Below are 21,449 nucleotides of genomic sequence, written 5' to 3' on the forward strand. Positions count from 1 at the left end.
AAGGGGTTTCTCAGGCCGCCGGCTCGACCGTGACCCGGAGGCTGCCGGCGCGGGCCTCCTCGAATGAGAGGACCGCACCGGTGGACGGCTCGGTCCACGATGTGCCCGGCTGGAACGGGGCGTCGTCGAGGCGGTGGGCCGACTCGGGCGTCGCGTCCACGACCCGAATCGGTCCGTGGCCGGTCCGCACGCTGGTGTCGACGGTGTAGACGAGGGCGCCCGAGGTCAGGATCTCCCGGTCGTACCGGATGGCCTGACGGTTCTCGACCACGACGGCTTTCGTCTCCGAGACGGGCAGTACCACCATCGCGTGACCAGAGGGCTTGCCCGTCGTCGACTTCTCGACCGGGACGATGGTCGTGGTCGTGGTCGTGGTCGTGCTCGAGTCGAGCGGTGCGCAGGCCACTTGCCGGTCACCCAGCCAGCCGAGCTGCCAGCGGTGCCAGGCGAAGTACTCGGGCGCTTGACCGGAGATCAGGCCCATCAGGTCCCAGCCGCCCACGGCAGCATGCCAGTTGCCCGGGTCATCCGTCGGCGCCTCGAACAGGTACAGGTCGGGCAGCCCGAGTGAATGCCCGCTCTCGTGGGCGAGTACCAGGCCGCCCCACCGCCACTGGTCGTAGCCGAAGGTGATCGCATGCGTGATGTGGTGCTCATCGACCGTGACGTCGAGGTGGTTGGTGGTGGGGGAGTAGGTGATGTTCTTCGCCTGCTCGGTGGCGACCACCCAGACCACGTCGGTGTCGGAGAAGTCGAAGTCCGCGTCGGCGGCCTCGATCGCGTCCTCGATGTACCGGACGTGGTCCTCGTAGCTCAGGCCCCGTTCGAAGGGGTATGAGGTCGATGGCTCGGGCATGCGTACCCAGCGGTCGGAGCTCGTGACCTCGACATCCAGCTTGCCGCCCGAGACGTTCTCGAGGTACTCGACGCCGGAGCGCAGGTTCGACTCGGCCTTGAGCAGCGAACCGCGGGTGGCGGGGTGATCCTCGAAATCGACGAAGAGCATCGCCGACTTGAGCTTCCCGACGGCGGGCAGGGCCTGGTTGTCGACAGGGAAGCCGGAGCCCAGGTCGTCGGTCGCAGCGGGCAGCTTGCACCGCGCAGTGTTCGAAGCGGGTGCAGCGTGCGCGCGTTCACTGGCAGGCGGTGCTGCCCCGACGCCGGTGAAGAGGAGGGCGGCGATCGCTATCGAGGCGCTTCGTCTTCTACGCAAGGCTGTCTCCTGCTCTGAGGGGCGCGACGCGGGGTCGGGACATGCCTGATGATCCGAGTCCGTGACCTGCTGCCGGACTCACACAGCTCAATGGGTGACAGGTGACATGTGATATAGCACAGACCGTGAGGCGTCTGTAAACCCCCACGACGCGATCCGCAGCGGCGTGCCGCCCATGACCCGCCCGTCCGCGAGGCGACCTGACGGGACGTCAGAATGAGCCTCTGTCGTCGCCCTGGTGAGCTTCTTGCGGCAGGTCTGGGCAGTGACGGGGCCGAGGAAGGCGGCGGTCGCGCTGCGAGAGAGATCTACGCGGAGCGTTGACGCCCCTGCCCGTTCACCCTATCTTCGCGTTCGAAGTTATGGATAGCGTTCGATATCACGAACACGTGGGGCCATGGGCCCGCGCGACCGGACTCCTGAGGGGAGCGACGCGAGCCGCACCGAAGATCCCGCCGAGAGACGCCTCGCAGACCTCGGTCAAAGACGCGTGCTGAGGGAGAAGACGATGACAGAACAAGCCCCGCACACCCCCCTGGACAGACGGCACTTCATCGCGACGGCGGCCGGAGGCGCCGCGGCCGCGGTGCTCACCACGGCCGGCAGCGGTACGGCGCACGCGAGCACTCCGCGCGACGGCGTCGGGACGCAGCGGGCGGCGGTGCGGGACGGCGCGGTCCGGCCGTTCCCACTCGACGCCGTGACCCTGCTCCCGGGCGCCTTCCAGGACAACCAGGCGCGCAACACCGCCTACCTGCGTTTCGTCGACATCGATCGGCTGCTGCACACCTTCCGCCTCAACGTCGGTCTGCCGAGCGGCTCACAGCCGTGCGGCGGCTGGGAGGCCCCGAAAGTCGAGCTGCGCGGCCACAGCACCGGGCATCTGCTCTCCGGGCTCGCCCTCACCTACGCCCATACCGGGGACGAGGCGCTGCGCGACAAGGGCCGCAGGCTGGTCGCCGCGCTCGCCGAGTGCCAGGCCGCGTCGCCCCGGGCCGGATACGGCAAGGGCTATGTGTCGGCGTTCCCGGAGAGCTTCTTCGACCGGCTGGAGGCCGGCACCGAAGTCTGGGCGCCGTACTACACCATCCACAAGATCATGGCCGGGTTCGTCGACCAGTACCGGCTGGCGGGCAGCGAGCAGGCCCTCGACGTCGTGCTGCGCCAGGCCGCCTGGGTGGACGCGCGGACGGCAAAGCTGAGCTACGACCGGATGCAGCGCGTTCTGCAGACGGAGTTCGGCGGTATGAACGACGTCCTCGCCGACCTGCACGCGATCACCGGCGACACCAAGTGGCTGGAGGTCGCCGAGCGGTTCACCCACGCCCACGTCGTCGATCCCCTCGCGAGGAACGAGGACCGGCTCGCCGGACTCCACGCCAACACCCAGATACCGAAGATGGTCGGCGCAATCCGGCTCTGGGAGGAGGGGCTGAGCGACCGGTACCGCACCATCGCCGAGAACTTCTGGCAGATCGTCACCGACCACCACACATACGTCATCGGCGGCAACAGCAACGGTGAGGCGTTCCACGCACCGGACGCCATCGCCTCCCAGCTGTCCAATGGCTGTTGCGAGAACTGCAACACCTACAACATGCTCAAGCTCACGCGGCTGATGCACTTCCATGCGCCCGAACGCACCGACCTGCTCGACTACTACGAGCGCGCCTTGTTCAACCAGATGCTCGGGGAGCAGGACCCGGACTCCGAACACGGCTTCAATATCTACTACACCGGCCTGGCGCCGGGATCCTTCAAGCAGCAGCCGTCCTTCATGGGCAGCGACCCGAACGCCTACTCCACGGACTACGACAACTTCTCCTGCGACCACGGCACCGGCATGGAGACGCAGGCGAAGTTCGCGGACACCGTCTACACGCACCGCGCCGACAGCCTGCTCGTCAACCTCTTCATCCCGTCCGAGGTGACGTGGCGGGAGAAGGGCATCACCTGGCGGCAGACCACCGACTTCCCGGACCGGTCCTCGACCCTCCTCACCGTCGCCTCCGGGGAGGCGGAACACGAGCTGCGCATCCGCATCCCGTCCTGGGCCTCCGGCGCGCGGGTCAAACTGGACGGCCGGATGCTCCAGGACCGCCCGAAGCCCGGCAGCTGGCTGGTGCTGGACCGCCGGTGGCGGGCCGGGGACCGGGTGGAGGTGACGCTTCCGATGCGGCTGACGACCGAGCCGACGCCGGACGACCCGGATGTGCAGGCGGTGCTGTACGGGCCGGTGGTACTCGCCGGGGCGTACGGTGACCGCGGCGCGATGCGCATGCCACGGCTCGACCCGGAGACCGTGGAGAAGCAGACGGCCGTCCCGATGCGGTTCACCGCCCGCGCCGACGACGAGGCCGTCACCCTCCTGCCGATCGCGCGCGTGCACCATCAGCGCTACAACGTCTACTGGCTGACCGGCGAACCGCCGTCGCCCCCGCCCGCGTTCGCCGCCTGGTACCGCTTCGACGAGACCTCTGGGACGACGGCGGTCGACGCGACCGGCAACGACAAGGCCGCGCAGCTGGTGGGCGGCGCATCATGGGCCACCGGGAAGACAGGTGGCGCCGTGGCCCTGGACGGCGGGGGCGGGCATGTGCGGCTCGCGGAGGACATCCTCGTGGGAGCGTCCGCGTACTCCGTCGCGACCTGGGTCAAGCTCGACGGACAGCCGGCGACCTGGAGCAGGATCTTCGACTTCGGCACCGGCGCGACGGCCAACATGTTCCTGACCCCGTGCAGCGACGCGGGAACCCTGCGGTACGCCATCACCGTCGGAGGAGGCGGAACCGAGCAGCGCATCGACGCCGACCCGCTGCCGACGGGTGAGTGGGTGCACGTCGCCGTGGCATACGGGAAGGGGACGGCGGTGTTGTACGTGAACGGCCGCGAGGCGGGGCGCAACGAGAAGGTCACCGCCCAGCCGGACTGGTTCGGCAACCACATCCCCGCTGCCTACATCGGCAAGTCGCAGTACCCCGACCCGTACCTCAAGGCGGCGGTCGACGACTTCCGCGTATACGGGAAGACGCTGACAGCGGCCGAGATCGCAGCCCTGGCACAAGGCTGACGCTTCACCCGCCCCGGGTCGGCCGGATCCACCGCATCTGGCCGGCCCCGCCGCGGCGGGCGGCCTCAAGGGATACCGCGGTCGGTGAGGGCATGGGCCGCCGTAGTGAGGGCAGCGAGGTATAGAGGTATAGGAGGAGTCCGAGCGTCCGTCTCCTTCGTCTCGTCCATTCGTCCACTCGTCCCGCTGAGGCGTCCCTCTTGCCGCACAGCAGGCTCGGCGGAGAATCCGCCGGCGCCCGCGGGCAACTGATGTGCTCCATGTTGCGTCTCCCCCTCTGACGACCAGTGGCCGATGCCGCTGAACAGCGACTGCCGGCTGCCGTGCGCCACGCGCGGCACCCGCGGTCGTGACCAGGAGATCGAGTACCCTTCCCTGACGTGCGGCATCGCGCGTCAGGGGGCGGCCCGTACGAGGGCCCGATATGAGGTGGAGGAAGCCGCGTTGCACGTCCAGGAGTGGCTCGAGTCCGTACCGGCGGTGAGCGTCTACCTCCTGGTGGGGGTGGTCATCGGGCTGGAGAGCCTGGGCATTCCGCTGCCGGGCGAGATCGTTCTCGTCAGCGCGTCCCTGCTGGCCGCGACGCAGGACCACATCAACCCGGTCGTGCTGGGGCTGTGTGCGTCGGTCGGCGCGATCGTCGGCGACTCCATTGGGTACGTCATCGGCCGCAAGGGCGGCCAGCCACTGCTGGACTGGGCCGGGCGGAAATTCCCGCGCCACTTCGGGCCAGAGCACGTCGCGATGGCCGAAGCGAAGTTCGACAAGTGGGGCATGTGGGCGGTCTTCTTCGGACGGTTCATCGCCCTGCTGCGGATCTTCGCCGGACCGCTGTCGGGCGTGCTGAGGATGCCGTACTGGAAGTTCCTCATCGCGAACGTCCTCGGCGGCATCGTCTGGGCAGGCGGCACCACCGCGCTGATCTACAGCGTCGGCATCGTCGCGGAGCCCTGGCTGAAGCGCTTCTCCTGGCTGGGCCTGGTCGCCGCGCTCCTCTTCGGCCTCGGCTCGCTGGTCGTCATGAAGCGTCGGGCGGCCAAGGCCACCGCTGACCAGCAGGACCGTCAGCCGGCCGCCACGGCGGCCACGGACTGACCGCTGCCCGGATCACTCCGTGGCGTGCGTGGTCACCTTCGGCACGTGTCTCACGCGACGCCGGTGTCCGTCCCTCGTGATCTCCTCTTGTGATCTTCGCCCCAGTGAGGCGAGGCCCCGACGTGCGTCGCCTACGGTGCTCTCGGCGCAACACGATCAGCGACTGCCGTGCCGGTGTCCGCGTAGGCGTAGGCGTCGGTGTCAGTGTCGGTGACACCGACGTGGCACCCACACCGCCACTGATACGGCACTGACACCGTGTGCCGCCGCCCGGTACACGTACTTGACGACACGCGACGAGACACGTGACGACACGCGACGAGGAGACAGCGATGGCGGAACAGGCATTGATTTCCGGGGTCGGCGGGCCGGAGCCGAGGATCGCCCCCGAGGCGTTCACCGCTCCCACCTCCGTCGTACTCGGCGAGGTCACCATGGCTGCCGGTTCGAGCGTCTGGTACCAGAGCGTCCTGCGGGCCGACGGCGGCCCCATCGCGATCGGTGCCGAGAGCAACATCCAGGACAACTGCACCGTGCACGTCGACCCCGGCTTCCCGGTCACGGTCGGCGAGCGCGTGTCGGTCGGGCACAACGCGGTACTGCACGGCTGCACCATCGAGGACGACGTACTGGTCGGCATGGGCGCCACGGTCCTGAACGGCGCCCACATCGGCGCCGGCTCCCTCGTCGCCGCGCAGGCCCTGGTCCCGCAGGGGATGCAGGTGCCGCCCGGTTCGCTGGTTGCCGGAGTGCCGGCCAAGGTCAAGCGCGAGCTGACCGACGAAGAACGCGAGTCCATCAAGCTGAACGCCGCCGTCTACGTCGACCTGGCCATCCGCCACCGCCAGACGGTCCAGCCCGCCAACGACTCAACCAAGCCGACCCAGCCCGACGAGGCATAGCCGCCGTAGCTGTAGCCGTAGCCGCCGGTGACCGACTACCGACGCCGAGCCGCGGCTGAGCCGAAGCCGAGCTGCGCGTAGCGGGCACCGGGGCAGCAACAGGGGGCGGTGACGGGCGCCGAGCCGCGGCTCCAGCTGGGGCCCGGCCCGGACCCGATCCGCCGCCGGCACCAGCTGTACGGCTGCGACTGGCGCCCGCAATCCGGTTCGCCGCGTACGGCCCCGGCACCCGGGCACCCCCGGCGCCGGCCGCCGGTGCCCGAACGAGGCGCGGGCTGGTACCGCGGACCGGGGCCGGTACCGCGGACGGGCCGGCACTGCAGACCGGGCCGAGCGGGGCCCGGCAGGCGGAGCCGTCCCTCGCCGGGGAATCAGCCCGGCTGGCTGCTGTCCTTCAGCGTGCCCCAGCCGTGCCAGCGGTCGATCTCGATCCAGGCGCTGACCCGCTTGCGGTCCCGCTGTGGGTACTCCTTTCCCATGTAGTGCTGGGCCAGCCGGTCGATGTCGGCCAGGCCCTCGTCGTCACGCAGCTCGACGACGCGCCCGATGATGCTGATGTGCGTGTACCAGCTCTCCTCGTCGAGCACGGTGAGCGTCACCCGCGGGTCCTTACGCACATGGCTCAGCCGCTTACGGCCTTCGTCCATGTTGACCAGCACCCGTCCGTCGTCCCAGAGGTACCAGGTGGCCGTGGACACCGGCTGGCCGTCGGACCGGAGCGTGGTGATGACAGCCGGATTCGGCTTCCGCAGCATGGCGACAGCGGTCTCGGGAAGCGGCGGATTCGACATGGACTCTCCTCCTCGTTGTGCTTGCGTTCACGTCCCACGGCCCAGGCACCGCACGGGCGGTTCCAGACACGAGACGCACCTGCACCGTGCCACATCCCGCTCGTCGCATCCCGCACCCACCCCCTCAGCGTCTGCCCTATGGCCTAGCGACCTATCACTTCTCTGCCTGTCACACGATCACCTGCCACCCGCCATCTGCCACCTATCGCCAAGCACCGACCACCTACCGCCGACGCACCACACCTGACGCTCCGTCGGTCACAGACCACAATCCACAGGCCACAAGCCGCCTTCCACCGCCCACTGCCACCGACAATGTGCGGCTGCTGCCCTCCCCGACCGCTCACCCCTCCTTCGCGCCCAGGACCAGTACCTGGATGGCCAGGACCGCGGCGCCGCGGGCCCACTGGTGGAAGTCGGAGACCTTGGTTTCCATGGCGATGGGGTCCGCCAAGGGGTGCCGGTTGGCGGATATGGCCTCCTCGACGGCCGGACCGGCGACATCCCCGGACCAATCGCCAGATCAATCTGCTGTTCTCCCAGTGATGTTCTCCCAGTGAGGGAAGCCCTCTCACTCAGCGAAGGGACCCATCTCCATGACGTTCTCCCTCGGAATCGTCGGCGCCGGGCAATTCTCCGGGCAGTTCGCCACGCTCTTCCACGCCCATCCCGGAGTCGGCGAGGTGTACGTCACCGATCTGCTCCCCGAGCGCGCCGAGCACCTGGTCGCCGCCGAGGGCCTCGCCGGCACGTACTCCTCGTACGAGGACATGCTCGCGTCGGATGTGGACGCCGTAGCGATCTTCACCCAGCGCTGGACCCACGGCCCGCTCGTCGTACAGGGGCTGCGGGCGGGCAAGCATGTGTACTCCGCAGTCCCGATGGCGGTGAGCGAGGAGGAGATCGCCGCCATCATCGACGCGGTCCGCGAGACCGGCCTGACGTACATGATGGGTGAGACCAGCCAGTACAACCCGGCCACCGTCTACGCCCGGAACCAGCTGGCGGACGACGCCTTCGGCCGGCTCTTCTACGCCGAGGGCGACTACGTCCACGACATGGACCTCGGCTTTTACGAGGCGTACCAGTACAGCGGCGGCGAGAACTGGAAGGCCACCGCCAGCTACCCGCCGCTGCTCTACCCGACCCACTCCGTCGGCGGCGTGCTCGGCGCGTGGCGGACGCATGCCGTGAGCGTCTCGGCCATCGGCGTCACGGACAACCGGGGGGACGGGGTGTTCGACAAGGGGGTGAGCCAGTTCGGTAACGACATGTCCAATGCGACGGCGCTGTTCGAGGTCGCGGGTGGCGGTGCGTTCCGTACAAACGAGTTCCGGAGGGTGGGCTACCCCTCCCACATAAGGGAGTCGCGCTTCCGGTTCTTCGGTACCGACGGCAGCATGGAGCAGCTCGCCGCGGTGAGCTGCTGGCAGGACAAGAAGGGGGTCAAGGACATCACCGAGCTCCTGCAGCCCAAGCCCACCCTGTCGCCCAACGACCCGTCGCTGCGCCACGTCGCACCCGCGCTGCGCGACGCGTTCACGTCAGGCTCGGCGCCCGTGCACGACCGGTCCCGGCTGCCGCGGGAGTTCGATCACATGCACAACGGTCATGAGGGGAGCCACCACTTCCTGGTCGACGACTTCGTCACCGCCGTCAACACCCGCATGCTGCCCTCCGTGAATGCCTGGGTCGCCGCCCGCTACACCCTGCCGGGCATCGTCGCCCATAAGTCGGCGCAGCGGGGCGGGGAGCGGCTGCCGGTACCGGACTTCGGGGACGCGCCGGAAGAGGTGTGAGGGGGAGAGGCCGCAAAGCTAGAGACGGAGGCGGAGGCGGAGGCGGAGATGTGAGGGTCGGGCCGGACCTGTCGAGCGAAGGGGGGCTTCCGGATGTACCGGTCCTGGTAGGGGGCGGGATGTGGTGGGCGGATGTCGGGGCCATGGGGTGAAGATCACAGCTCGGGGCGGGGTGCGTCGGTCTTACTGGTGAGTACGGTGAGCGGGTGCGTGCGAAGAAGAACGTGTTCTCATCTGTCGGGGCCTGGCGGCGCCGGGCCGCGTCGTGGGCCGTACACCGGGGTACGCGTTGGGTCCAGGAGGCCGGCGCGGTGACGGCCGAGCGGCCCGGGCCGTACCGTTTCCGCCGTATCGGGGGCGGTACCCGGCTCGCCTACCCCCAGGGCACGGTCTTCGGTGAGCAGTGGATCGAGTTGGGCGAGTACTGCATCATCGGCGAGCAGGTCACGCTGACCGCCGGAATGATGCCGGGGCTCGATCTCGGCCCGCACTCGGTGCTGCGGCTGGGCAATGGCGTCGTACTCGGCCGGGGCAGCCACGTCGTCGCCTCGCAGACGGTCACCATCGGCGACGAGGTCTATTGCGGCCCGTACGTCTACATCACCAGCGACAATCATTCGTACGACGATCCGGCGCAGCCGGTGGGCAAGCAGTGGCCGCGGACCGCGCCCGTCGAGATCGGCAGCGGGTCCTGGCTGGGTGCGGGCGCGGTGATCCTGCCGGGCGCGCGGCTGGGTCGGAACGTCGTGGTCGCGGCGGGCGCGGTCGTACGCGGTGAAGTGCCCGACCACGCCGTGGTCGCCGGGGCGCCCGCCAAGGTCGTCCGCACCTGGGATCCGGCGGCGGGCTGGCAGCCTCCGTTGCGTACGCCGCCGCCGGTACCGATCCCCGAGGGCGTCACCCCGGATCAGCTGCTGGCGCTGGCGGAGTCGGGGACCGACAGGCCCAGTGGGCACGGTCCGTACGGCGAGACCGGCGGCGCCGGCATCGTCAGTGAGGCCGGACGTGGACAGTAAGGCCGGCCAACCGCCGCTCCAACCACCGCTCCAACCACCGCTCCAACCGTCTCAATCACCTCACCCGCTGGAAGCAAGCAGAACCGTCCCCGCGAGGGCCAGTGAGGCGCCTGCTGTTTGGACGGCACGCAGCCGCTCCTTGAGTACGCCCATCGCGGCGACCGCGGTGACGACGGGGTAGAGCGAGGCGAGTACGGCGGCGATGGTGACCGGGCCGCTCTGCGTGGCGATGGCGTATGTGCCGTTGGCCGCGACGTCGGCGATGCCGACGAACGCCAGTGCCGGGAGCGCGGCGCGGATGACGGCCATACCGCCTTCGGGCAGTGCGGGTGTGCCGCGCCGGACCGCCACGTACAGGGCCGCGCCACCGACCGCGACGTTGCACACGCGCTGCACGAACAGGGCGAGGAAGAGCCCGGTCACGGTCGTGGACGCCTCGGAGATGAAGGCCATCACCGCGCCGAAACCGAATGCTGCGATGAGGGTCAGGACGACGGCCTCGCGCTTGACCGAACCGCCGCCGCGCTGCGGTCCGCCGGCCAGTACCACGCCGATGACGGCCACCGCCATACCTGCGATCTGCACCAGGCCCGGGCGTTCGCCGGCTATGAAGCCCACGCCGAGCGGCACGAGGACCGTGCCGAGTGAGGCGAGCGGCGAGACCACGCCCATTGGGCCGAGCGCGAGCGCGCGGTAGAAGCACAGCATGGCCGCCGGGCCGACGACGCCGGCCGCGACGGCGAACCACAGCTGCGGCGTCGCCGCGTGCCAGGCGCCGGTGGCGACGACGATCGCGCCGAGCACCGTCGCGGCGATCACCTGCGAGACTACCACGACGGTCAGTGCCTGCATGCGTCGGGTGAGCAGCCCGCCGCCGAAGTCGGCGGCTCCCCACAGAAAACTGCTGGCCAGAGCGAATACCGCGGTCATGGTGTCAGTCCTCGCAAGTACAGTGTGGTGAACGGTGAAGTGCAAGACAGCGTAGTGCAGAATGCTGGACTGTCACATTCATTTTATTGAACTGAACATTGAACTGAACTGGACTGGATGGAACGGTGACGGATCTCGATCAGCTCACGCAGTCGCTGGCGCGCAACCTCAAGCACTGGCGCACCGACAGGGGCTACACGCTCGATGCCCTGGCCGCCCGTGCGGGCGTGAGCCGCGGCATGATCATCCAGATCGAGCAGGCCCGGACGAACCCGAGCGTGGGGACGACCGTGAAGATCGCCGACGCGCTCGGCATCAGCATCACCACGCTTCTGGAGTACGACCAGGGGCCGCAGGTGCGGATCGTCGCGCCCGGCGACGCGGTACGGATGTGGTCCACCGAGACCGGCAGCCATACCTCGCTGCTCGTCGGCACGGAGGCGCCCGGCCCGTTCGAAATGTGGGACTGGCGGCTGATGCCGGGTGACCACAGTGAGTCGGATCCCCATCCGGCGGGGACGAAGGAGCTGATCCACGTACGTCGCGGGGAGCTGATCCTCGTCGTGGACGGGGCCGAACATGCGATACCGGCGGGCGCTTCGGCCACCTTCGAGGCGTCGGCCGCGCACGAGTACCGCAATGACGGCGAGGAGGTCGTGGAGATGACGATGGCGGTGATTGTTCCGTCCGGCCGTTGAGCCTGGCCGTTGAGTCTGGGAGTTGGGACAGGAGTCAGCTGTGCCCGTGACCCTGTTAGTTTGACGGACATGCCGACTTCAATGCCTCCGCCCTCTCCTTCCCCGGCCTCGTCTCCGTCCTCGTCTCCGTTCCCGTTCCCCTCCTCTTCGTCGTCGGCCACGCCCATGGACGCTTTCGATGATGTCCGGCCCGCCGTCGAGTGCCTGGATCTGCTGCCCGAGCCCGTTGCCGCCGCGATCCGCGACTGGCAGGGGCCGGTGGACGTCAAGCAGCTTGTTCACGTGGACACCGATCCGGCCATCGCCGACACTGCGCTGCTCGTCGAGCACTACGGTTCCTGGCTGCTCGAACAGTCCGCGAACTGCGTCGTGGTGGCGGGCAAGCGCGGCGACACCGTCACCCTCGCCGGCTGTGTGGTGCTCTCCACCACTCGTGTGGACGTGAATGGCGTCGTGCGCCGCGAACTGGGCTCCCGCAAGGCGTCGTTCGCCCCGATGGACACCGCGGTCGACCGCAGCGGCATGGAGTACGGCGGCATTACGCCCATCGGGCTGCCCGCCGACTGGCCGCTCCTGGTGGACGCGGCCGTCGCCGCCGCCCCGTACCTCCTGATCGGCAGCGGCGCCCGGCGCGGCAAGCTCATCGTCCCGGGCGAGGCGCTCGCGAACCTGCCGGGGGCGCGGGTGCTGGAAGGGCTGGGGCGCGCCGCCGGCTGAGCGGACGGGGGCGGGGGCGGGGGAGGCAGGTGGTCGGCGGCAGCGGCCAGGGTGCCGGCCGTGGTCAGAGCGCCGTGATGTCCGTGGCCGAGCCGAGGTACGTCTCGCCGAAGGCCGCCGCCGCTGCGTCCGACGCGAACAGTTGGCGCAGCCGGGCCGCCGCCGTGCCCGCGCGGAAGCGGTCGCCGGATGACGCCCCGTGCATCACCTCGGACAGCCACTGGGAGAACTCCTGGTACTGCCAGATCTTCCCCAGGCAGGCGTCCGAGTAGCGGGTGAGCGCCTGTTCGTCCCCCGTCGTGCAGGCCGCGATGAGCGCCTGGGCCAGCAGCAGTGCGTCGTGTACGGCCAGGTTCATGCCCTTGGCCGCGATCGGGGCGACCAGGTGGGCCGACTCGCCGGCGAGGTACAGGCGGCCGTATCCCATCGGCTCGACCACGTAGTTGTGCATGTCCAGGACCGTTTTCTCGATGATCCGGCCCTCGGTGAGCGGCTGTGCGCCGGTCGCGGCGAGGCGGGTGCGCAGCTCGCTCCAGATCCGTTCGTGCGGCCAGTTCGCCGGGTCGTCGCCCGGCGGGCACTCCAGGTAGTACCGGGTGACCTCGGGCGTGCGCGCCATCTGGGCGCTGAAGCCGCGCTCGTGGAGGCCGAAGACGACGCCCTCGGCGGACGGCGGGGCCTCGGCGAGCAGCGCGAGCCAGCCGATGCCGTAGTCCAGGCGGGAGATGCGGAGTTGGTCGGCGGGTATCGCGGCGCGAGCCACGCTCCGCGCGCCGTCGCAGCCGGCTATGTACGCGCAGTCGATGCGGCGCCGTTCGCCCGTCTCCGGGTCGGTGTACGAGACGGAGGGTCGGTCCGTGTCGATGCCGGTCGGCCGGACGTCCTGTACGCCGAAGCGGATGTCGCCGCGTGCCGTGTCCGCGTAGGCGGCGACCAGGTCCGTCACCAACAACGGCTGCGGGTAGACGAAATGGCTCTGCCCGGAGAACTTGCCCGGCTCCACAACGTGCCGCTCCCCGTCCCACCGGAACTCGAACGACCGCTGCCGCTCGGCCCGTTCCAGTAGCCCGTCGGCCAGCCCGTGCCGGTCCAGGGCACGTACCACCCACTCCTCGATGAAGCCGGCCCGCGGCCGCTGTTCGATGAACTCCCGGCTGCCCGCCTCCAGTACGACGCAGCCGACGCCGGCGGCGTGCAGGACGTTCGCGAGCGTCAGCCCGGCGGGGCCGGCGCCGATGATGACGACGGACGTGCGGTGCGCCTGGTCGGCGCGGGAGGACGCGGTGGCGGGGGAGTCGGCCACGATGGCGGTCCCTTCATGAGGGTGGGGGCGGCGGGGGGAAGGGGGAGCGGCGGTGCGGAAGGGAACGGGACTGGACGGGGCGGGGCGGGGCGACGACCAAAGTCGGAGCGACGACCAAAGTCGGAGTGAGGGCCGAAGTCGGAGTGGGGACCAGAACCAGAATCGGGACCAGATCCGGGTGGCAGTGTATGGCCGAAGTGGCAGGTCAGCGGCGGTGGGTGCGATGTATGGCCACGTACGAGCTGTGCCCACGCGTATGAGATGTGCCTATGTACGAGATGTGACTACGTGCGGCGTGCATTCGCGTAGGTGCGGACGTCGAGGGACAGGGGTGTCGAGTGTTCCGCGAAGCCGAGGCCGCGGTACAGGGCCTCCGCCTCGTCGGTGGCGTGCAGGTCGACTCGGGACACGCCCTGTTCGGCCAGCCACGTCAGCAGCGCTTCGGTCGTCGCGCGGGCGTACCCGCGGCCGCGGTACTCCGGGTCCGTGCACACGTTGAAGATGAAGGCGAAGCGTCCCGTGGGGTGCTGCGGTGCGGGGAGCCGCTGCTCGACCGTTCCCACCGCGCAGGCGGCCAGTCGGGGAGCAGTGCTTTCGTCCGCCGCGCCGTCCGCGTCCACGACGAAGGCGCCCAGCACCGGGTCGGGGCCCGAGAGCTGTCGGCGCGCGATCTCCGCGGCGCTCTCTTCCCAGCTGCCCGGCTCGTCGGAGCCGTTCATCGACGCGAACATCAGCCGACGCAGCCGTACCAGTTCCTCGGCGTCCTCGGGGCCTGCCTGTCGTATCTCGATCATGACCGGACGCTAGCGCACGCGCGCGGGGCGCCGGCGCACGTATGCGTACGTCGTGAGCGCAGCGCCTTGGCCATTAGCGGCTTTTTGGTTGTTTTGGGATCCTGGGAGAGGAGAACCGGTCCAGTGGAGGTGTGGAAGCCATGCCCGAACCAGGGAGCAAGAAGTTCGACAGGCGACGGGCGAAGCTCCGTCGGGAAGCCGAGGACCAGGGAATCCCGGACAAGCACGCGAACGAGGACGCGAAGGGGCGGCTCGAGGACGACCCGCACTGGCAGACCCACGGCCCCCGGACGGAGCGCGGGCTCGGCCCGAAGGGGCAGCGCAACGAACGCGACGACCAGCGGAACTCCTGAGGAGGACGCGGTGAGCAAGAGCAAGAACCCGCAGTCGAACGAACTGCGCCGCAGTGGCAAGAGCGCCGCCGTCCAGGACGCGGCCGAGGCCAAGGCGGGCTCCGACCGGAAGGTGGGCCCCGGCGGCGCCGAGCACGCGCACGGTACCGACAAGGGCCGCAAGGGCGGTGGCCCGGGTGGCGGCGTCCCTGCCGATCAGAGCCCCGAGCACCCGTAAGTCCGACGACGACGCCGACGGCGACCCGTAAGGCCGACGACGACCCGTACGCCTGTCGACGAGCCGTTAAGCCGTCGACCACCTCGACCACCCGTAACCCCCGTCCGCGCCCCGGCTCAGGCCGGGGCGCCGTCGGTTCTCAGCCCCAGCTGTCGGTTCTCAGCCCAGCCGGGGGATCTCGATCGCGGGGCAGCGGTCCATGACCATGTCGAGTCCGGCGGCGCGGGTGCGCTCGTACGCCGCCTCGTCGATGACGCCGAGCTGGAACCAGACCGCCTTGGCGCCGATGGCGACGGCCTGGTCGGCGACCTGTCCCGCGAGGGCGCTGTTCACGAAGGTGTCGACGACGTCGATCTCGAAGGGGATGGCGTCGAGGGAGGGGTAACCCCGTTCCCCGTGCACCGTCTCCGCCTTCGGGTGCACGGGGACGATCCGTTTGCCGAATCGCTGCAGTACGTCCGCGACGCCGTACGCGGCCCTCCGCTGGTTCGAGGACAGGCCCACGATGGCCCAGGTGTCCCCGAGCTCCGTCAGGATCTTGCGAATGGTCGCCGAGTCGTCATCGCCGTACATGGGTGCCTCCTGCGGTTGTCAGGTGAAAATATCAGTCCATGATGACGCCGATGTTCCGGCACCACGGCACCCGACCCACCTCGCTGACCGGGATGACCTGGGGTTTGTCCGGTCGGGAATGATTCTGCCGGGGTGTTCGTTGAAGAGGTCGGTCGCAGTTTTTGCTTGTGTTTGTGCAGTCGCATGCTCGCAGAGAAACGATGTTGCGAGCGCGGAGCTTTCCTTCCAGGAGCAGTCGCGTCGTGAGGCGGCCGGGATCTCGCACGGTGCGAGTTCCGACACAGCCCCTGTAAGGAGCAGAAAATGACCCAGGGCACCGTTAAGTGGTTCAACGCCGAGAAGGGCTTCGGCTTCATCGCCCAGGCCGACGGCCCGGACGTCTTCGTCCACTACTCGGAGATCGACGGCGCGGGCTTCCGCAGCCTCGATGAGAACCAGCAGGTCGAGTTCGACGTCGTCCAGGGCCCCAAGGGCCCGCAGGCCGTGGATGTCCGCGCGCTCTGAGCTGAGATGACATGACGAGGTGCCCGTACCGGAAGGTACGGGCACCTCGTTTTTGTAACCCCTGGTTCGTGGCTCCTGGCCGGAAAGCGTCTTACGGCCATGCTTGCAGCCGCTCTACGTTGACCTCGTGACCAGATTTCGAAATTGGTCATGAAGTCAGAGCGGTACATGGAGGAGGCGAGCAGGTGGAGCGTGGTGAGCGGATTCTGGAGGCGGCGGGGGAGCTGCTGGTCGCATGGGGGTACCGGCGCGTCACCATCGACGAGATCGCCCGTCGCGCCCAGGTCGGCAAGGGCACGGTCTACCTGCACTGGAAGACCAAGGACGCGCTCTTCCTGGCCGTCGTCCTGCAGGCCAAACTCCGCAGCCACCGTGCCCAGTCGGCCCGTATGCGCACCGACCCGCTGGAAGTGCTGCCCAGCCGGATGATGAGCGGGGTGTACCAGGATTTCCTGGCGGACCCCGTACTGCGCGCCTTCTACAACGACGACGCCGACGTTCTCGGCCAGTTCAACGACATCGCCAAGAAGGAGCTCGCCGAGCTCTCGGCGTACGGCGACCAGGTGGTGCGCCGTTACCTCGAAGTGCTGCGCGAACACGGGCTGGTGCGCACGGACATGGACGTCGTGCAGCAGCAGTACGCGCTGCTCGCGACGGCCTCCGGCTTCTTCCTGTCCGAAGCGCTGCTGCACGACCGCGCCCCGCACACCGCGGAGGACCGGTCCGCCATCCTCGCCCACACGATCCGGAGTGCGCTGGAGACCTCAGCCGACCCGGACCCCGGAACCGCCCCCGCCCCCGCCCGCACCCGCGCGGCCGCGGAAGCCGCCGCGTTGGAGATCATCCCGCTCTACGAGCGCCTCGAAGAGCTCAGCGAGCAGGAAATGCGGCGGCAATTGCGTCATTGACGTGACCGACCCCCCACGACCTGGAGGAGAACGCACGATGACCGAAGCACCCGCCACCCCGGCCTCCCCGATGACCGCCCACGTCGGCAAGCACCCCGGCGAGCCGAACGTCGCCGACCCCGCGCTCCTCGCCGACCCGTTCGGCGGCTACGGCGCGCTGCGGGAGAAGGGGCCCGTCGTCCGCGGCCGGTTCGTGGACGACTCGCCCGTATGGTTCGTGACCCGTTTCGACGAGGTACGCGCAGTCCTGCGGGATCAGCGGTTCGTGAACAACCCGGCGGTGGTGGCGGCGGACGGTACGCGCGAGGACCCGCTGATCCGGCTGCTGGACATGCTCGGCATGCCCGAGCACCTGCACGTCTACATGCGCGGCTCCATCCTCAACAACGACGCCCCCGACCACACCCGGCTCCGTCGCCTGGTGTCGCGCGCTTTCACGGCGCGCAAGATCACCGATCTGCGGCCGCGGGTCGAGGAGATAGCCGACGACCTGCTGAACCGCCTCCCCGAGCACGCCGAGGACGGCGTCGTCGACCTCCTCGAACACTTCGCGTACCCGCTGCCCATCACCGTCATCTGTGAGCTGGTCGGCATCGCGGAGGAGGACCGCCCGCAGTGGCGGGCCTGGGGCGCCGACCTCCTCACGATGGACCCGGAGCGGATGGGCCGGACGTTCCCCGCCATGATCGAGCACATACACGAGCTGGTCAGGGAGCGGCGCGGCGCGCTCACCGATGACCTCATCAGCGAGCTGATACGGGCCCATGACGACGACGGCGGCCGGCTCAGCGACGTCGAGATGGTCACCATGATCCTCACGCTGGTCCTGGCCGGGCACGAGACCACGGCGCATCTCATCACCAACGGCACGGCCGCGCTGCTCACCCATCCCGACCAGCTGAGCCTGTTCCGGTCGGACCCGGCGCTGCTCCCGTCCGCCGTCCACGAGCTGCTGCGCTGGTGCGGGCCGGTGCACATGACCCAGCTGCGGTACGCCGCCGAGGACGCCGACATTGCCGGTACCCGCATCCGCAAGGGTGAGGCCGTGCAGCTGCTCCTGGTCGCCGCCAACCGCGATCCCCGCCACTACGCCGACCCCGACCGGCTCGACCTGACCCGCCACCCGGCCGGGCGCGCCGAGGACCACGTCGGCTTCGGCCACGGCATGCACTACTGCCTGGGTGCCTCGCTCGCCCGCCAGGAGGGCGAAGTCGCGTTCGGCCGGCTGTTCGCCCGGTACCCCGGCCTGTCCCTCGCCGTCGACCCGGCGGAGCTGCAGCGGGCACCGGTACCGGGCAGCTGGCGGCTGACCGCCCTGCCGGTCCGTCTGTCGAGGCTGTAGGGAACGGTGACCGCCCTGCCCGTCCGCTTTAGGGGCTGCAGGGGCTGCAGGGGCCGGTGACCGTCCTGCCGGTCCGCCTGTGGCGGGGCCCGGGCCGCCCCGTAGGGTGGCGTGATGCAGGAGCAGTACGTCACCCTCGCCGCCGAAGGCGTCCACGAGATCGAGATCAACAAGTCTCGCTTCATCTGCGCGCTCGCGCCGGTGGCGAGTGAGGCCGAGGCGCAGGAGTTCATCGCGCGCATCCGCAAGGAGCACCCGACCGCCCGGCACAACTGCTTCGCGTACGTCATCGGCGCCGACGGCGGCGTCCAGAAGGCGAGCGACGACGGTGAGCCGGGCGGCACGGCGGGCGTCCCGATGCTGCAGATGCTCGTGCGGCGCGAGATGCGGTACGTCGTCGCCGTCGTCACCCGCTACTTCGGCGGCATCAAGCTCGGCGCGGGCGGGCTGATCAGGGCGTACGGCGGGGTGGTCGGGGAGGCCCTGGACGCGCTGGGCACCGTCACCCGCCGCCGGTTCCGGCTGGTCACGGTCACCGTCGACCACCAGCGGGCCGGCAAGGTCGAGAACGACCTGCGAGCCACCGGGCGCGACGTCCGGGACGTCCGCTACGCCGAGGCGGTCACCTTCGAGATCGGCCTCCCCGAGAGCGAGCTGCCCGCCTTCCGTGCCTGGCTCGCCGACGCCACCGCCGGCACGGCCACGCTGGAGCTGGGCGGCGAGGCGTACGGAGAGTAGCCGTACGGAGAGTAGCCGTACAGGGAGTGGCCCTGCGGCCAGTAGTCCTGCGGCCAGTAGTCCCACGCGGAGTAGTCCTACGGCGGCGTAGCGGGGTTGTCCTGATTGAGCCCCGCGGTGCCGGGTAACCGGTCACGTGCGGGGCGAGCAGGATTGTCCCTTTCAACGCGTGAGGAGGTGCGATGACCAGCACCGCTGCACCGAATCCCGAAACGTACGGGCCCGCGCCCGGATCCGCTCCCCGCGACCCGGAACCCGTACCGCGCGATCCCGAACCGCCCGAGCAGACCCCCGACGAACCGGCGCCCGTCACCCCCGGCCCGGCGGCGCCCGACGCGCCTCCGGACGAGCAGCCGGAGACCCCGCCCGGCGCCCCGGCGCCGGAGCCACCCGACTGATGACCGACGGCGGCGGGCCGGACGGCCGGGTCAGAGGCCGGCGCGAGACCCCCGAGGAGCGGGCGGACCGGCGATGGGCGGAGCTGCTCCAGGAGCTGCGCGTCGCGCAGACCGGCGTACAGATCCTCTTCGGCTTCCTGCTCACCGTCGTCTTCCAGCCCGGTTTCGCGCGCCTGGACGACATCGGCCGGGACATCTACGTCGTCACGGTCGTGCTCGGCGCCGCGACGACCGGCTCCCTCATCGGCCCGGTGTCGCTGCACCGGCTCGTGACGGGGCACCGCCTCAAGCCGCAGACGGTGACGTGGGCCTCCCGCCTCACCGTGCTCGGGCTGGTGCTGCTGCTGTGCACGATGGCGTCGGCCATGCTGCTCATCCTGCGCGTCGCGCTGCACGGCTCCGGTGCGCTGTGGCTGGTGGGCGGGATGCTCGTGTGGTTCATCCTGTGCTGGTTCGCGCTCCCGGTGTACGCGCGGCGCAGCGCTTCCCGTCGCCACGGCTCCGATCAGGATCAGGGATGACCGGGATGACAGGGATGACAGGGATGAACACGCGGGATCAGCGCGGGAGGAGTACCGGCGTGAGGTCCGGGTCCTCGAAGTCCTTGTCGTCGAAGGGGTAGAGGGGGCGCTCGACACGGTGGTGGCCCAGGCGGAGCAGGTCCTGGTCGACGCCGCCGGGGGTCAGCGCGAGCAGCCAGTCGGCGGCCATGTCGTACAGCTCCGGCTCCAGGTAGCCGATCTTGACGACGACCAGGTCGTACGCCGTCGGATCCAGTGCGCCGAAGTCGGCACGTGTGTGGAACGGCGTGCGGCGTTCGGTGAGCACGACGGTGACGCCGCCGCGGGTGACGGCGGCGCGGCGGCCGCCCTGCTCATAGGCGGGATTGCCCCGCGGGGCGTCGCCCGATGCGGGGGCCGGGCCTTCCAACGCCGTGACCGTGCCGGTCAGTTCGTACGGCGCGGCGTGCGGGCCCGTGCCCGCGCTGAAGCGGCCGCCCACCGACAGGGTCACCTCGGCGCCCACGCCCGCGGCGAAGCACGCGGCGACCGCTTGCGGGTCCGTGATACCCGGGTGCAGCGCGGTGACCCGGCCGCTCGCCAGGCCCTCGTGCGCGAGCAGCCGGCCGAGCATGTACGCGAGGTCGCCGGCCCCGCCCGCGGTCGGGTTGTCGCCGGAGTCGCTGATCAGGAAGGGGCGGGCGGGGGACGCGACGGCGCGGCGGACGCAGCCGTCGGCGTCGTCGGTCGGGCCGACGAAGACGAAGTCGCGGCGTACGTCCCAGTACCGCTGGGCGAGCGAACGGGCCTGGTCGCGGGCCAGGTCCGGATCGTCGCCCGTGACCACGACGGCGGCCCGGCAGCGGGGCTCGTCGGCCCACGCGTACCCGACCCAGACCGCCGCGTCGACGATGCCGTCCAGCGCCTCGACGGCGGCGAGCCGCCCGTACAGGGACTTCGCCGGCTCCAGGCGGGTGCTGGTCTTCTCGCCGGGGAGCAGGACCGGCACCTGTACCCACGCGCGGTGCGGACGGCCGAGCCCCGCGGCCAGCCGCTCGACGAGCTTGCGGGCGGCGCGTTCGCGGGTCTCCCAGGCGTCCTCGTGCGGCGCGAGGCGGTGCGCGGTGAGCAGGTCGAGGGGTTCGGCGAAGGCCCGCGAGACATTGCCGTGCAGATCCATCGCGGCGGAGATCAGCGCGTCGGGGCCGATGGCGTCCCGTACGGCCGCAGTGAGATCCGCTTCCGCGTCGTCCATGCCGACGACGCTCATCGCGCCGTGGATGTCGTAGACAAGTCCGTCCAGCGGCCCTGATTCCCTGATCCGGTCCGTGAGTTCGGCCTTGACGCGGTCGTACGTGGCGCGCTCGACCGGTCCGCCGGGCAGGGCGACGGCGTGCACGAGCGGCACCCACTCCACGAGGTCGGCGAGATCGCTCTCGGGCTGCGTCCAGGTGTAGCGGTCCAGCAGTTCGCCGTCGCGGGTGACGCGGAAGTCGTCGTACGCCGAGCGGTGCGGGCAGAACTGGCTGGACTCGATGGACATACCCCCGATGGCGATTCTGAGCATGGCAACTCCCGTGTGGAACAA

22 protein-coding genes and 1 pseudogene are annotated in these 21,449 nt (G+C 69.9%); 15 read left to right on the forward strand and 8 right to left on the reverse strand.

Annotated elements, in window-relative coordinates; genetic code table 11:
* Window positions 1-10: 10 nt before the first annotated feature.
* Window positions 11-1,213: a M6 family metalloprotease domain-containing protein gene (locus ABT381_RS00860; protein WP_351586122.1), complete on the reverse strand. Its 1,203-nt coding sequence runs from the start codon at window positions 1,211-1,213 to the stop codon at window positions 11-13.
* 508 nt (window positions 1,214-1,721) lie between these two features.
* Between ABT381_RS00860 and ABT381_RS00865 the strand changes: the two genes are divergently transcribed.
* The 3 genes from ABT381_RS00865 to ABT381_RS00875 all read left to right on the forward strand — a co-directional run bounded on the left by ABT381_RS00865 (window position 1,722) and on the right by ABT381_RS00875 (window position 6,280).
* On the forward strand, window positions 1,722-4,283 hold the full coding sequence (locus tag ABT381_RS00865; RefSeq protein ID WP_351586124.1) for a beta-L-arabinofuranosidase domain-containing protein: 2,562 nt from the start codon (window positions 1,722-1,724) through the stop codon (window positions 4,281-4,283).
* 444 nt (window positions 4,284-4,727) lie between these two features.
* The gene (locus ABT381_RS00870) at window positions 4,728-5,378 is read left to right on the forward strand and encodes a DedA family protein (protein ID WP_351586198.1); all 651 of its coding nucleotides are present in this window, start codon (window positions 4,728-4,730) and stop codon (window positions 5,376-5,378) included.
* Window positions 5,379-5,710: 332 nt separating this feature from the next.
* Window positions 5,711-6,280: a gamma carbonic anhydrase family protein gene (locus ABT381_RS00875; RefSeq protein ID WP_351586126.1), complete on the forward strand. Its 570-nt coding sequence runs from the start codon at window positions 5,711-5,713 to the stop codon at window positions 6,278-6,280.
* A gap of 371 nt (window positions 6,281-6,651) precedes the next feature.
* On the opposite strand, the gene ABT381_RS00880 is transcribed toward ABT381_RS00875, so the two are convergent.
* Together ABT381_RS00880 and ABT381_RS00885 are read right to left on the reverse strand one after the other, a co-directional pair.
* Entirely contained in the window at window positions 6,652-7,071 is a 420-nt protein-coding gene (locus ABT381_RS00880; RefSeq protein WP_351586128.1) for a PPOX class F420-dependent oxidoreductase, read from the reverse strand.
* Window positions 7,072-7,414: 343 nt separating this feature from the next.
* A pseudogene (locus ABT381_RS00885) lies at window positions 7,415-7,576 on the reverse strand (MarR family transcriptional regulator); the annotation flags it as partial.
* Window positions 7,577-7,667: 91 nt separating this feature from the next.
* Between ABT381_RS00885 and ABT381_RS00890 the strand changes: the two are divergent.
* On the forward strand, window positions 7,668-8,870 hold the full coding sequence (locus ABT381_RS00890; RefSeq protein WP_351586130.1) for a Gfo/Idh/MocA family protein: 1,203 nt from the start codon (window positions 7,668-7,670) through the stop codon (window positions 8,868-8,870).
* A gap of 206 nt (window positions 8,871-9,076) precedes the next feature.
* Window positions 9,077-9,886 (forward strand): acyltransferase, encoded by an 810-nt coding sequence (locus tag ABT381_RS00895; protein ID WP_351586132.1) that lies wholly within the window; start codon window positions 9,077-9,079, stop codon window positions 9,884-9,886.
* Window positions 9,887-9,946: 60 nt separating this feature from the next.
* On the opposite strand, the gene ABT381_RS00900 is transcribed toward ABT381_RS00895, so the two are convergent.
* Window positions 9,947-10,816, reverse strand: coding sequence for an EamA family transporter (locus tag ABT381_RS00900; protein ID WP_351586134.1), 870 nt, complete (start codon window positions 10,814-10,816; stop codon window positions 9,947-9,949).
* 125 nt (window positions 10,817-10,941) lie between these two features.
* Between ABT381_RS00900 and ABT381_RS00905 the strand changes: the two genes are divergently transcribed.
* Complete coding sequence (locus tag ABT381_RS00905) at window positions 10,942-11,514, forward strand: helix-turn-helix domain-containing protein (protein ID WP_351586136.1); 573 nt, start codon at window positions 10,942-10,944, stop codon at window positions 11,512-11,514.
* Window positions 11,515-11,679: 165 nt separating this feature from the next.
* Window positions 11,680-12,231 (forward strand): YbaK/EbsC family protein, encoded by a 552-nt coding sequence (locus ABT381_RS00910; protein ID WP_351586137.1) that lies wholly within the window; start codon window positions 11,680-11,682, stop codon window positions 12,229-12,231.
* A 64-nt stretch (window positions 12,232-12,295) separates the two neighbouring features.
* Here ABT381_RS00910 and ABT381_RS00915 read toward each other — a convergent pair whose 3' ends face one another.
* Together ABT381_RS00915 and ABT381_RS00920 are read right to left on the reverse strand one after the other, a co-directional pair.
* The gene (locus ABT381_RS00915; RefSeq protein WP_351586200.1) at window positions 12,296-13,537 is read right to left on the reverse strand and encodes a 4-hydroxybenzoate 3-monooxygenase; all 1,242 of its coding nucleotides are present in this window, start codon (window positions 13,535-13,537) and stop codon (window positions 12,296-12,298) included.
* Window positions 13,538-13,818: 281 nt separating this feature from the next.
* Complete coding sequence (locus ABT381_RS00920; RefSeq protein ID WP_351586139.1) at window positions 13,819-14,328, reverse strand: GNAT family N-acetyltransferase; 510 nt, start codon at window positions 14,326-14,328, stop codon at window positions 13,819-13,821.
* Between the two features lie 140 nt (window positions 14,329-14,468).
* Between ABT381_RS00920 and ABT381_RS00925 the strand changes: the two genes are divergently transcribed.
* Window positions 14,469-14,681, forward strand: a complete 213-nt coding sequence (locus ABT381_RS00925) for a hypothetical protein (protein ID WP_351586141.1) — start codon at window positions 14,469-14,471, stop codon at window positions 14,679-14,681.
* Between the two features lie 10 nt (window positions 14,682-14,691).
* Window positions 14,692-14,898 carry a hypothetical protein gene (locus tag ABT381_RS00930; RefSeq protein ID WP_351586143.1) on the forward strand — a complete coding sequence of 69 codons (207 nt, stop codon included), beginning with the start codon at window positions 14,692-14,694 and terminating at the stop codon, window positions 14,896-14,898.
* Window positions 14,899-15,057: 159 nt separating this feature from the next.
* Here the strand turns inward: ABT381_RS00930 and ABT381_RS00935 are convergent, their stop codons facing one another.
* On the reverse strand, window positions 15,058-15,471 hold the full coding sequence (locus tag ABT381_RS00935) for a CoA-binding protein (protein ID WP_351586145.1): 414 nt from the start codon (window positions 15,469-15,471) through the stop codon (window positions 15,058-15,060).
* Window positions 15,472-15,774: 303 nt separating this feature from the next.
* Here ABT381_RS00935 and ABT381_RS00940 point away from each other — a divergent pair, with 303 nt between their 5' ends.
* The 6 genes from ABT381_RS00940 (at window position 15,775) to ABT381_RS00965 (ending at window position 19,882) form a co-directional block, all read left to right on the forward strand.
* Complete coding sequence (locus ABT381_RS00940; protein WP_030255872.1) at window positions 15,775-15,975, forward strand: cold-shock protein; 201 nt, start codon at window positions 15,775-15,777, stop codon at window positions 15,973-15,975.
* A 185-nt stretch (window positions 15,976-16,160) separates the two neighbouring features.
* Complete coding sequence (locus ABT381_RS00945) at window positions 16,161-16,883, forward strand: TetR/AcrR family transcriptional regulator (RefSeq protein ID WP_351586148.1); 723 nt, start codon at window positions 16,161-16,163, stop codon at window positions 16,881-16,883.
* Between the two features lie 37 nt (window positions 16,884-16,920).
* The gene (locus tag ABT381_RS00950) at window positions 16,921-18,225 is read left to right on the forward strand and encodes a cytochrome P450 family protein (RefSeq protein WP_351586150.1); all 1,305 of its coding nucleotides are present in this window, start codon (window positions 16,921-16,923) and stop codon (window positions 18,223-18,225) included.
* A gap of 114 nt (window positions 18,226-18,339) precedes the next feature.
* On the forward strand, window positions 18,340-18,963 hold the full coding sequence (locus ABT381_RS00955) for a YigZ family protein (protein WP_351586152.1): 624 nt from the start codon (window positions 18,340-18,342) through the stop codon (window positions 18,961-18,963).
* Between the two features lie 182 nt (window positions 18,964-19,145).
* The gene (locus tag ABT381_RS00960; protein ID WP_351586154.1) at window positions 19,146-19,361 is read left to right on the forward strand and encodes a hypothetical protein; all 216 of its coding nucleotides are present in this window, start codon (window positions 19,146-19,148) and stop codon (window positions 19,359-19,361) included.
* Entirely contained in the window at window positions 19,361-19,882 is a 522-nt protein-coding gene (locus ABT381_RS00965; protein ID WP_351586156.1) for a DUF6328 family protein, read from the forward strand. Before ABT381_RS00960 ends, ABT381_RS00965 begins: the two co-directional genes overlap by 1 nt.
* Before the next feature lie 37 nt (window positions 19,883-19,919).
* Here the strand turns inward: ABT381_RS00965 and ABT381_RS00970 are convergent, their stop codons facing one another.
* Window positions 19,920-21,428, reverse strand: a complete 1,509-nt coding sequence (locus ABT381_RS00970; protein ID WP_351586158.1) for a M81 family metallopeptidase — start codon at window positions 21,426-21,428, stop codon at window positions 19,920-19,922.
* Window positions 21,429-21,449 lie beyond the last annotated feature (21 nt).

This window comes from Streptomyces sp. NPDC000151 (assembly GCF_040301705.1).
Classification (GTDB): domain Bacteria; phylum Actinomycetota; class Actinomycetes; order Streptomycetales; family Streptomycetaceae; genus Streptomyces.

Excerpts from the sequence above, each read along its gene's own strand:
- ABT381_RS00865 (WP_351586124.1), top strand. The coding sequence starts at position 1,722 with ATGACAGAACAAGCCCCGCACACCCCCCTGGACAGACGGCACTTCATC.
- ABT381_RS00875 (WP_351586126.1), top strand. The coding sequence starts at position 5,711 with ATGGCGGAACAGGCATTGATTTCCGGGGTCGGCGGGCCGGAGCCGAGG.
- ABT381_RS00880 (WP_351586128.1), bottom strand. The coding sequence starts at position 7,071 with ATGTCGAATCCGCCGCTTCCCGAGACCGCTGTCGCCATGCTGCGGAAG.
- ABT381_RS00890 (WP_351586130.1), top strand. The coding sequence starts at position 7,668 with ATGACGTTCTCCCTCGGAATCGTCGGCGCCGGGCAATTCTCCGGGCAG.
- ABT381_RS00900 (WP_351586134.1), bottom strand. The coding sequence starts at position 10,816 with ATGACCGCGGTATTCGCTCTGGCCAGCAGTTTTCTGTGGGGAGCCGCC.
- ABT381_RS00910 (WP_351586137.1), top strand. The coding sequence starts at position 11,680 with ATGGACGCTTTCGATGATGTCCGGCCCGCCGTCGAGTGCCTGGATCTG.
- ABT381_RS00920 (WP_351586139.1), bottom strand. The coding sequence starts at position 14,328 with ATGATCGAGATACGACAGGCAGGCCCCGAGGACGCCGAGGAACTGGTA.
- ABT381_RS00925 (WP_351586141.1), top strand. The coding sequence starts at position 14,469 with ATGCCCGAACCAGGGAGCAAGAAGTTCGACAGGCGACGGGCGAAGCTC.
- ABT381_RS00935 (WP_351586145.1), bottom strand. The coding sequence starts at position 15,471 with ATGTACGGCGATGACGACTCGGCGACCATTCGCAAGATCCTGACGGAG.
- ABT381_RS00940 (WP_030255872.1), top strand. The coding sequence starts at position 15,775 with ATGACCCAGGGCACCGTTAAGTGGTTCAACGCCGAGAAGGGCTTCGGC.
- ABT381_RS00950 (WP_351586150.1), top strand. The coding sequence starts at position 16,921 with ATGACCGAAGCACCCGCCACCCCGGCCTCCCCGATGACCGCCCACGTC.
- ABT381_RS00955 (WP_351586152.1), top strand. The coding sequence starts at position 18,340 with ATGCAGGAGCAGTACGTCACCCTCGCCGCCGAAGGCGTCCACGAGATC.
- ABT381_RS00960 (WP_351586154.1), top strand. The coding sequence starts at position 19,146 with ATGACCAGCACCGCTGCACCGAATCCCGAAACGTACGGGCCCGCGCCC.
- ABT381_RS00965 (WP_351586156.1), top strand. The coding sequence starts at position 19,361 with ATGACCGACGGCGGCGGGCCGGACGGCCGGGTCAGAGGCCGGCGCGAG.
- ABT381_RS00970 (WP_351586158.1), bottom strand. The coding sequence starts at position 21,428 with ATGCTCAGAATCGCCATCGGGGGTATGTCCATCGAGTCCAGCCAGTTC.